The sequence below is a fragment of the Methanospirillum hungatei genome (assembly GCF_020216685.1).
Taxonomy (GTDB): Archaea; Halobacteriota; Methanomicrobia; order Methanomicrobiales; family Methanospirillaceae; genus Methanospirillum; species Methanospirillum hungatei_B.
The window spans coordinates 1-9,639 of sequence record NZ_JAIWNS010000198.1 but is presented as its reverse complement, the minus strand read 5'-3'; the positions used below and the strand labels follow the sequence as shown (position 1 = coordinate 9,639).

Genomic DNA, 9,639 nt, shown 5'->3' with positions numbered 1-9,639 from the left:
CCGTCCGATATTCGCGCTGGGAAGCATCCCAAGGCCCCCTTCCAGAAATGCAGCCGCATCTGAGAGGATGTCCCCAAAGATGTTCGTCGTCACAATGACATCATACCGGCCGGGGTGCTGCAGGACATCAAGAACCAGTGAGTCGATATACTTTTTATCTATGGATATTCCTGCCTTCTCAGCCTCCTCCATACAGATATCAAGGAAATAAGAGTCAGACTTCAGGACATTTGCCTTATTGCCGATTGTCAGGTGTCTTCGTCTCCGCTTGGCACAGCCACAGGCAAATCTGGCAATACGCCTGGATCCTGCTTCACTGACAACACGCAGAGTACAGGCACGATCCTTCTCCTGCCATTCGATACCTGAATAGAGCCCCTCGGTATTCTCCCGCACGATCAAAATATCAAACCCGTCTCCGAATACCGGACGGAGATTTGCATAGAGATCCAGTTCCTTTCGAATCCGCAGCACCACACTGTGATACTTCGGATCAGGAGGTGTTGTAATCGCACCAAACAGGATGAGATCCGCATTTTTGAGTGTTTCAAGTGTCCTTTGTGACAATGCATCTCCGGTCCTCTTCCAGCATTCATACCCCAGATATACCGGAGTATACTCCCATTCAGGATGAAAGAACCGAAGCACCTCAAGTGCAGAAGGTATTACTTCAGGTCCGATACCATCACCAGGAGCCACAACAACCCGCTTCATCCATTCCTCCATTCATGAATACATGCATACACGGCATCGGTGATCTGTTTGGGGGATGCACCCCAGTGAACCACCACACCCTTCTTTCCATTCAGCGTCTGTACCCCGCTGCGTTCTGCACGGCAACATCGTGCAATAAACGGTTCTTTTTGGGCTGCATTTGCCGGGCAGATATCAATGAGAGGAAAATCATGCCCATAGCAGTCCTTAAGCATCTGTCGTGCCGTCATACACCCTGCCACCTGCTCATCGCCGACAAGCCGGTCAGAATCGATGGTCCGGGAAAAGCCCCCTGCCTTACAGGGATATGCATCTGCTTTTGTCTCCCTGATATCATTTACATGATAACAGAATCTGATCTCAAGTTCACCAAATATCCCTGCCTTTTCAAGAACCTCCAGAGTTCCGGCAAGGTGCGGATGGGGAGGGGTGACATCATAGACGTGAACCGTGAGCAGAGATGCAGGGTCCGGATCACAGATAAAGATCTTATGCTCCTCAATCCCGGTGAAAATCGTGCACCGTTTCGGGCTTTGAAGGGCTTTCTGAATCAGATCTCCCCGGTTATGGAGCACCACCGGCTCTGGATACAGGTATACCTCATCAGGCCCAGCAATCCTGGTCACCGAGGCAATATCCCGCATCAGTCCGTCCCCCTCTGCAGGCTGCACGGCTAATATTTCAAATCCATCGGGAACTTCATGGATCAGATACTCGGAGAGAAAATACACCCGGTCCCCTACCGGTTTATTTCCTGCATACCCGATGCATTTGCAGTGGGGAGGAAAGATCATCGCTCTCGTCTCCGTTTCCAGTACTCAATCAGACCGCCGGACTTGAGAATCTCCTGCATCCGTGGAGAGAGGGGCCGGAAGATATGCCGTGTTCCATCCACGTCCACCCACCCTTCAGTGCAGTCAAAGGTGATGATCATGCCATCGGTGCATCCGGTCAGATCACATTCCAGTAACGGAAGACCGACATTGATGCAGTTCCGGAAAAAAATCCTGGCAAACGATGGAGCGATGACTGCAAGAACTCCTGCCTCATGCAGAGCACGGGCCGCCTGTTCCCGTGACGACCCGCAGCCCATGTTCTTTCCGGCGACCAGTACCGCTCCTTTCAGTCTTGTGGCAAGAGTAGGATCAAGATCCTCAAAGACATGCTCTGCCCAGAAACTCCAGTCTTTTGTTCTCAGGTATCGTCCGGCAATCACCAGATCCGTATCGATATCCTCTCCGATACAGACTGCAGGGCCGGACCCGTGAAGGGCAGTCATATAACCTCCCGTGGGTCAGTAATCTCACCATATATCGCACTTGCTGCAGCAGTGGATGGTGAACAGAGATAATACGAAGCCCCCACACCCATCCGGTTCTTAAAGTTCCGGTTTGCGGTTGAGAGGGCTACTTCACCCTCACCCAGAACACCCATATGGGCACCAAGGCAGGGACCACAGCCGGGCGGTCCGATGGTGCATCCTGCCTGCACAAGATCAGCAGCAACCCCTGACGTAATTGCCTTGAGGTAATCACGCTCTGATGCAGGCACAACAATGGTTCTGACCTTTACCCGGCGTCCTTTCAGAATCCTGGCAGCACGTGCGAGATCTTCAAACCGGCCATTCGTACAGGTCCCGATAAAGACCTGGTCAAGATGAGTCCCTGCAAGGGCCGTGACCGCCTGTATAGTATCCACCCGGTGAGGAACCGCACACACCGGCTCAAGATCGGAGAGGTCAAGATAACAGTCCTGCACATAGTCCGGGCTCTCCTGAACCTGCATCGGACAGGGAACAAAATACCCTGCGAGATATCGCTCAGTCTCCTTGTCTGCATAAAAGAGCCCGGTCTTTGCCCCGGCCTCAACCGCCATATTACACAATGTCAGCCGTCCTTCCATGGGAACCGACGACGCAGATTCACCAACGAACTCAAGGGCCGCATAGGTTGCTCCGTCCATGCCAAGTCGTGCCACATAGGTCAGGGCAACATCCTTCCACTCAACTCCTTTCTTCAGGGATCCGGAGAGATGAATGCCGATTGAATCAGGAACCCGCAGCCAGGTCTCACCAGACACCCAGATACCGGCCATGTCACTTGCCCCGACGCCGGTTGCAAACGCCCCGAGAGCACCGAGTGTGCATGAATGAGAATCAGCTCCGATGACAACCTCCCCTGGTGCCACCTGGCCTTCCGCCATCACCTGATGACAGATACCAGAGCCGATATCCCAGAAATGCACCCCGCTCTCTCTGGCAAGGGTCCGAAGCTCAGCCTGGAGCTCTGCAGTCTGGGAGTTGTTTGCCGGGGCAATATGATCATAGATAATATAGACAGAATCCGGATGTGCAATACCCGGAGCCCCCATTGCATCATAGATTATCTTTGCCTGAATCCCGGTCCCGTCATGGCAGAATGCCCGGTCAATCCGTCGATCAATATACGTGCCGGCCGGGGCACCCAGAATCTTCTCCGATAATGTCACCATTGATCTTATCCTCCCCGGTGACCTGGGAGATGATCTCCGCAAGCACCCGCTGGTTGATACTGCATTTATCCTCACTTCTCTCCTTTATCAATTCAAGGACCTGCATAACCTGCTCATCGGTGATGTGATAGCCAAACGAAGTCAGAATATGCACCAGAGCACGCTTTCCGGTATGCTTACCCAGGATAAACCGCCGCTCCAGTCCCAGGAGCTCTGGGGGGACGAACTCGTAGGTCTTTGGATTTTCCAGAATGGCTGCAATATGAATCCCACTCTCATGGGCAAATGCATTCGCACCGACCACCGGTTTCGTTGCAGGCATAAAAATCCCGGAATACTGCTGAACCCGTTCTGAAAGAGCCGGAATCTCGGTAAGGTCATACCGGGTAATCCCGCCTTTGAGCACGAGCGATACCAAAACCTCTTCAAGCCGTGCATTCCCTGCCCGTTCACCAAGTCCGTTCACCGTGGTATGCAACTGATATGCCCCAAGTTCTGCAGCGATCAGAGTATTTGCCGTCGCACACCCAAGATCATTATGGGCATGCATGGCAATCGGAATAGGTGTTTTGGGGACGAGATCCTTCATGACCGTTGCAACCTCAAGAGGGGTCAGACACCCGGTCGTATCGGCATACGTGACATAGGTCGCTTTATGGTCTGCAGCCTGCCGGTAGATGTCAACGAGGATATCAGGATCGGTCCGGGATGCATCCTCTGCACCAAACCGGACGATAAGGCCATGATCTACTGCATAATCAAGCTGTTCAAGCGCGTTCGCAACAACAACCTCCCTGGGCTTTTTATGCTTGTATTTAAGGTGCAGATCCGAAGGGGCAATAAATAGCCCGATCATGTCAACTTCGGCATCAAGCGCTGCATCCACATCCTCCCTGCAGGCCCGTGACAGACCACAGATCTTTGCAGAGAGACCCAGCCGGGAGATATTCCGGACCATCTCCTTTTCATGAGCGGATACAATAGGAAAACCGGCTTCAATCACCTCAATTCCGATTGCATCAAGCCGGGTTGCGATATCCTTCTTCTCATCAGCAGTGAATGATACTCCAGGGGTCTGTTCACCGTCCCGAAGAGTTACATCACAAATTTCAATGTGCCATGGTTTCATGTGCGTTGTTCCTCCGGACAATCTCCCTGAATGATAAGCACCCGTAGTGTGGTATCAGGGGCCAAAAGTCCTGAAATTTTTTCATGTTCGCTGGCATTGCACCTGATCGGATTTGAAAAACCCAGGTAGGTGCAGACATCCGGTACCGGCTGGCGGCCCGTTGTTCCCATACACCGGTTCTGCAGGACAATACAGAGAAGCGGTCTGCTTTTTGCATGCAGATCAATCAGAGCCTGGATGCCTGAGTGGAGCAGGGCATAATCACCGGTCAGTGCCACTCTGGTCGATTGTGCAGCAACTCCCACCGATGATCCCATCCCGTAGTTGGCAATCCCGCATCTGTACGGCGGTATCATGGCGAGAAGACTACAGCCGGTATCACTGATAACAGGCATCTCCCGCTCCTGCAATATATCAAAGACAAACCTAAACGGACAACCTGGACAGAACATCCGTGATGAGCCCCGTTCACGGCGGGATACCGGACTGTCATCATGGACCAGGGGTGAGATAGGATACGGAAGATACCCTGATTCTATCATCTCCGGGACCGCTGAATAGGCACGAACCGCACGACCGTACATGGTCAGATCAGAGTCGGCAAGCGTCCCACACGGACTCCTTTCAGATACTGCAGAACATCCCGGCCATCTTCTCTTCAGGTCATCGGGGATGAAACGGACGATGGAAACACGGGAGAACTGCTCGGATACATAAAAAGCCTCTCCGACCGGATCATCACCGGACATCTCAATAACCGGACAGATGGCAACCGATCCATACAGCCTTGAGTCCTGCACCGTCTGGGTCCCGTATGCATTCGGATCATCACCGACAACAATGACGACCCCGGCTTTCAGACCCTGGGCGGTTGCATGAACCAGCGTATCGGCAAGTACATTCATCCCGACATGCTTGACGATTACACAGGATCGCTTGCCTCGAAGCGAGTCTCCAAGTGCATATTCAAGGGCGACCTTCTCATTGATGACCAGTTCTGCCCCGGTCTCTTCAATCAGGGTCGTCACCGGGTATCCGGGCACGGCATACACTGTATCAGCATATGCAAGTATTGCATCCCCAAGACCGGATCTCATGTGTCCTTCCCCGGAATGAGGTCACATCCGGTACATGCCGGACACATGGTCAGGGCCTCCAGCGGATTCAGTCCATACGTGCGAATCATATCTTCATGAATCCGGGCTATCCGAATAATCCGATCCGGTTCAGGGGCCTCTAAACCGGCCAAATCCCCGCCAGGCGTCAGGGGCCTGATGACCGGAAGGATCCCGTTCTGGCACAGATGCTCGATACATGCAGCCATCTCCTCATCAGTCTCCCCGAGTCCAAGGATAATATTGGAAAAGACATGATTTCTTCCAAACAAAGGAACTGCAGCACGAAGAGCAGCAATTGCATCGGACCTGACAAGGCCGGGACACATGACAGAAAAGAGCTGGTCAGTTGCCGTCTCAAGGTTGAACTTCACCTCTGATACTCCGGCTTCTTTCAGGCGATACGGTGTCTGTGGGTCAGGATATATTGATACTCCAATCGGGAGATGAAACTTTTGCAGCCTTCTCACGACATCACGCGTATACCGCTCCTCTTCATGGATATCAGTCAGGACGCCGGATGTCAGGGATATTGCATCAATGTCTGGAAATACAGACAAGACCATCGCTTCTATCTCATCAATACTCCGCCGTGGTCCGGGATTTTTCCAGACATTACAGTACCGGCACTGAAAGATGCACGAACCGGTAATGGTCAGGTATGCCTGCCGGGGACAATGAAGTCCGGGTTTTTCCAAAGAACCGGAGTACTCCTCTCCTTCAAAACGGAGAACTGCCTTTCCATTCCCTGCATGGTAGAGCTCAACACGGCCGGTTTTGGAAAGGCTCAGTCTGACCCGGTGGCCATCCATGCAAAAGAAAACCGAACCAGACTTTCCTGCCCCCGGACCGGCACGGGATCGTGCGATATAGTCATCTGCTGAAACTCCGGTCAGGTGTGTAGTACCTGCATGTAAGAGCCGGGCTTTCAGCTCTGTCCACATAGTTGAAGACCCTCATCATACCGGGTGTAAAACGGGATCGCTGCGATTGCACCCGTAATTCCCCGGCCATTGATCCAGATTTTGAGATCATCACCGGCAAGTGCCCTCGCATCATCCGGGGTAACCTGTCCGGATTTAGTCCGCCACCCGTATTCTAAAAGACGATCCGGAGAAAATCCGGTAAAGACCGCCATACCGGTCTCTTTTGAGAGGGTGTACTGCATCAGAAGCCCGGAAAATCTCATTGCCAGCTCCTCCGGATTGCTGCTTGCAAACTCTGCCACCACACCGACACAGTTTTTTGTCCTGAACGGGACCGGAAAGAGCTGGACTATTGTATGGGAGAGATACCGGTGGTTCTTATCTGCAACCGTCCGGGCAATATTGTGAACAAGCGTCCAGGTGGCTCCTTCCTCCGGGGTGTCCGTATCATCAACTCCGATAAGCACCCGGCTCTTTCTGGGAAGGATTATCGTTGAACCGGCAACTTTTCCGCCACCTGACTCTTCGTATTCAGAACGGAGCACTCCTTCGGCACGTGCCCGGCAGATGGTGGCACCAACCCCGCCACCACCCATCCCGATATAGGAGATGGCAATCTCATTCCCCTCTACACTGACCTTTGAGATACCAGCCGGAAATTTTGATCCTTCAAGGGCAAGATCAACCTCTCCGGTCCGGAGAAGAAACCGGTTCATAGAACCGACGGTCCTGACATCGGTGACAAGTGGAGACTTCGCATAGTGCTTTTTCACCCACATGGCACCGCCGATACAGTCAAAACACTCGATAAGTTCGACCTGCCCTCCTGTATCGTCGCTGACTGCGCAAATCCACGGATAATGGATAATATATGGCTCTGATATACCAGACATTCCGGGCTCCAGATATATAGGGGGATCTTTGTTGGCGAAAATTTCGTCAACAAACATGGTGCACCAACAGGTATAAGTGTTCCTTATTGAGATCAGGCTCATCGGACCAGACATAATACGAATAAAAAAGGGTGAGTATTGAGGTCCCTGCCAACAGATTCGGAGATTATTATGATGTGTTTATCGTGATTATTACAGCCGAATCAGTTGTTCCATTTCAGAGAATGAAATTATAAGAACAGAAATAAAATGTCTATCCATGAAATTCCCAATTACCATCTACAAGGATGAGGATAATTGGTATGTAGTCGCGTGCCCGATAATTCCTGGTTGCATGAGCCAGGGCAAGACAGAAGAAGAAGCTCTTCTCAATATCCAGGAAGCAATAGAATTATGTATTGATGTGAGAAAAGAACAGGGCCTGCCAATTACTATTCATATGACAGATGTAGAAATTCCAATCCATGCCTAAATTACCCATTGTAAGTGGAAAGGAGGCAATTACTGCATTTACTAAATTGGGTTGGCAGATTTCACGCCAGCGTTGTAGTCATGTTATCCTGACAAAAGACGGATCTATCAATACCTTGTCTGTCCCTCTTCACCAAACGTTAGGACCCGGCCTTTTACGAGATCTTATTCGTGTCGCTGATATCACCGTTGATGAATTTACACAGGTATTGTAAAGATCATTATAAGCCCTTACAAGCAGAGTATGGTAAACCCTTCAGACTATTGAGGGCGCAATATACAACTTATGACTTGTTCAGATAATTCGATTATTTTTGCGATTATGCAGATTAAAAGAGGATTATTTCATACATACTATTTATTCACAGGTAAGACACCAGACCTCTTCATTCCATCCGACAAGCCGGACGATATTCAGACACATATCCCTAATCTGATACCTGCCAAACCGGGATTTATAGGAGTAGGAACCGACCCGGGATTTATACCGTGATGGATCGTCGGAAAAATATCCGGGATACTCCCTGACTATCCGGTCAAACTTCTGCGGCTCTTTCTCAAAGACAACCTGTACCGTATGTTCCAGAACCTGGTACCAGTACTTCACCTCATGCGATGAACCGGCAATGGTAAGCTTTGTCGGCCGTGCCATCTTTGGTATCTCACCCTGCCGCATACAGGCACCAGGAGCAGGTGAGAGTTTTGGGACCTCGGTTTCGGATGCCTCACACCGTGCCCATATCTTAACACAGAACGCCGCAAGAACACCTGAACGCTGATCGATCTGGTATCGTCTCCAGAACCGTATATTTTTCATACCTGCATTCATCATCAGGTTATCAAGAGCATACCAGGCCTTCTTCACCTCGAAATCTGCATTTTTTATCGCCGGGTTCTCCTGGGTAATCGTCAGATTTCCAAGCCGGTGCACAAAGTCGGCATGAACTGAAGACCAGTCTGACCCAAGATGCTCTTTCCAGTTATCTGACAGTAATTCAGGCATGATATGATCGATCATCCTGACCTCAGCCTCATCCTCAAACAATGCATATGATGGCGCAGGATCAGAGCCACGTGGCTGACTTGAAAAGTACTCCTCAAGCCGCTCAAGGATGACAGATACGAGTTCATTGTCAGAACCCGGCTGATAGAGATCGCTGTACCGGAGATGATCCAAAAACTCATCATCATCCGGCATATCAAAGGGAGCCTGAAGAGATGCGATAAATGACCTGGTCTCCTCCGGCGTAAGATACCCTGACCCGTCTGCTGCACCCCGACAGAGGATCTCAAACACTTCCTCATATACCGCATCTGACCGCTGGCAGACCATCCGCCGTATCAGGTAACTTTCAACACAGGAGAGGATTTCAAGCAACTCATCATCCGATAGTGAGGCAGCAGGGTTTCTTCGTCGGTCATTTGCTGCCAGCAGGAGAAGGAGGAATGGGGCCGGGGTATTATTGCTGATTCGTTTAATCCGGGTAAGCGATTTACACACCTCCTTCCTGACCCGGCTGTCCCCGTCACCCTGTTCAGGAAAGAGGATAAGGCGGTAATATTCAGAAAATCTGCTGATATCACGAAGTAACAGGCGAATATCATCTGATGAAGCCTGCTGGTAACGCCTCCGGATCTTCTCAAAGATCTCTCCATGACGGATGATACGTCCGTCCTTCATGCAAAAGTGCCGGATAAAGGAAGATATCAGAGTCTGATCATTATTCAGTCGCTCTTCCATCGGTTTCCAGAACTGATCATACTGAGCTTCGGCAATCTCCTGGCTGTCCAGATGTGCGAAGAAGAAGTTCCTGATAAGGTCTGACTCCTCAAGCGGCACACCCCGGTAATTTAAAGCCTCGAACACCTGATTCGGATTTTCACCCTCATCAAGCTCGATA

Annotated in this window: 11 protein-coding genes; 2 read left to right on the top strand and 9 right to left on the bottom strand. The window is 51.0% G+C overall.

The window, feature by feature from the left end; translation table 11 throughout:
* The 8 genes from LDL35_RS12225 to mmp11 all read right to left on the bottom strand — a co-directional run.
* Window positions 1–714: isocitrate/isopropylmalate family dehydrogenase (locus tag LDL35_RS12225; protein WP_304022795.1), on the bottom strand; the 714-nt coding region annotated here is incomplete at its 3' end.
* Window positions 711–1,508: a hypothetical protein gene (locus tag LDL35_RS12220; RefSeq protein WP_304022794.1), complete on the bottom strand. Its 798-nt coding sequence runs from the start codon at window positions 1,506–1,508 to the stop codon at window positions 711–713. The genes LDL35_RS12225 and LDL35_RS12220, both read right to left, overlap by 4 nt.
* Window positions 1,505–1,993, bottom strand: a complete 489-nt coding sequence (locus LDL35_RS12215; RefSeq protein WP_304022791.1) for a 3-isopropylmalate dehydratase — start codon at window positions 1,991–1,993, stop codon at window positions 1,505–1,507. The genes LDL35_RS12220 and LDL35_RS12215 overlap by 4 nt, the downstream gene beginning before the upstream one ends.
* Window positions 1,990–3,204 carry an aconitase/3-isopropylmalate dehydratase large subunit family protein gene (locus LDL35_RS12210; RefSeq protein WP_304022788.1) on the bottom strand — a complete coding sequence of 405 codons (1,215 nt, stop codon included), beginning with the start codon at window positions 3,202–3,204 and terminating at the stop codon, window positions 1,990–1,992. Before LDL35_RS12210 ends, LDL35_RS12215 begins: the two co-directional genes overlap by 4 nt.
* Window positions 3,152–4,333: a homocitrate synthase family protein gene (locus tag LDL35_RS12205; protein ID WP_304022787.1), complete on the bottom strand. Its 1,182-nt coding sequence runs from the start codon at window positions 4,331–4,333 to the stop codon at window positions 3,152–3,154. The genes LDL35_RS12210 and LDL35_RS12205 overlap by 53 nt, the downstream gene beginning before the upstream one ends.
* Entirely contained in the window at window positions 4,330–5,430 is a 1,101-nt protein-coding gene (locus LDL35_RS12200; protein WP_304022785.1) for a thiamine pyrophosphate-dependent enzyme, read from the bottom strand. Before LDL35_RS12200 ends, LDL35_RS12205 begins: the two co-directional genes overlap by 4 nt.
* A complete protein-coding gene (locus LDL35_RS12195) occupies window positions 5,427–6,392 on the bottom strand; it encodes a radical SAM protein (RefSeq protein ID WP_304022784.1) in 966 nt (321 codons plus the stop codon). Before LDL35_RS12195 ends, LDL35_RS12200 begins: the two co-directional genes overlap by 4 nt.
* Entirely contained in the window at window positions 6,377–7,267 is an 891-nt protein-coding gene (gene mmp11 / locus LDL35_RS12190) for a methanogenesis marker protein 11 (RefSeq protein WP_304022783.1), read from the bottom strand. Before mmp11 ends, LDL35_RS12195 begins: the two co-directional genes overlap by 16 nt.
* Window positions 7,268–7,526: 259 nt before the next feature.
* Between mmp11 and LDL35_RS12185 the strand changes: the two genes are divergently transcribed.
* Together LDL35_RS12185 and LDL35_RS12180 are read left to right on the top strand one after the other, a co-directional pair.
* Window positions 7,527–7,739 carry a type II toxin-antitoxin system HicB family antitoxin gene (locus LDL35_RS12185; protein WP_304022781.1) on the top strand — a complete coding sequence of 71 codons (213 nt, stop codon included), beginning with the start codon at window positions 7,527–7,529 and terminating at the stop codon, window positions 7,737–7,739.
* A complete protein-coding gene (locus LDL35_RS12180; RefSeq protein WP_304022779.1) occupies window positions 7,732–7,953 on the top strand; it encodes a type II toxin-antitoxin system HicA family toxin in 222 nt (73 codons plus the stop codon). The genes LDL35_RS12185 and LDL35_RS12180 overlap by 8 nt, the downstream gene beginning before the upstream one ends.
* 143 nt (window positions 7,954–8,096) lie before the next feature.
* Here the strand turns inward: LDL35_RS12180 and LDL35_RS12175 are convergent.
* A partial coding sequence (locus LDL35_RS12175) for a DUF262 domain-containing protein (RefSeq protein ID WP_304022777.1) occupies window positions 8,097–9,639 on the bottom strand: 1,543 nt, incomplete at its 5' end.

Coding starts and splice junctions, on each gene's coding strand:
- LDL35_RS12220 (WP_304022794.1), bottom strand. CDS start 1,508: ATGATCTTTCCTCCCCACTGCAAATGCATCGGGTATGCAGGAAATAAA.
- LDL35_RS12215 (WP_304022791.1), bottom strand. CDS start 1,993: ATGACTGCCCTTCACGGGTCCGGCCCTGCAGTCTGTATCGGAGAGGAT.
- LDL35_RS12210 (WP_304022788.1), bottom strand. CDS start 3,204: ATGGTGACATTATCGGAGAAGATTCTGGGTGCCCCGGCCGGCACGTAT.
- LDL35_RS12205 (WP_304022787.1), bottom strand. CDS start 4,333: ATGAAACCATGGCACATTGAAATTTGTGATGTAACTCTTCGGGACGGT.
- LDL35_RS12200 (WP_304022785.1), bottom strand. CDS start 5,430: ATGAGATCCGGTCTTGGGGATGCAATACTTGCATATGCTGATACAGTG.
- LDL35_RS12195 (WP_304022784.1), bottom strand. CDS start 6,392: ATGTGGACAGAGCTGAAAGCCCGGCTCTTACATGCAGGTACTACACAC.
- mmp11 (WP_304022783.1), bottom strand. CDS start 7,267: ATGTCTGGTATATCAGAGCCATATATTATCCATTATCCGTGGATTTGC.
- LDL35_RS12185 (WP_304022781.1), top strand. CDS start 7,527: ATGAAATTCCCAATTACCATCTACAAGGATGAGGATAATTGGTATGTA.
- LDL35_RS12180 (WP_304022779.1), top strand. CDS start 7,732: ATGCCTAAATTACCCATTGTAAGTGGAAAGGAGGCAATTACTGCATTT.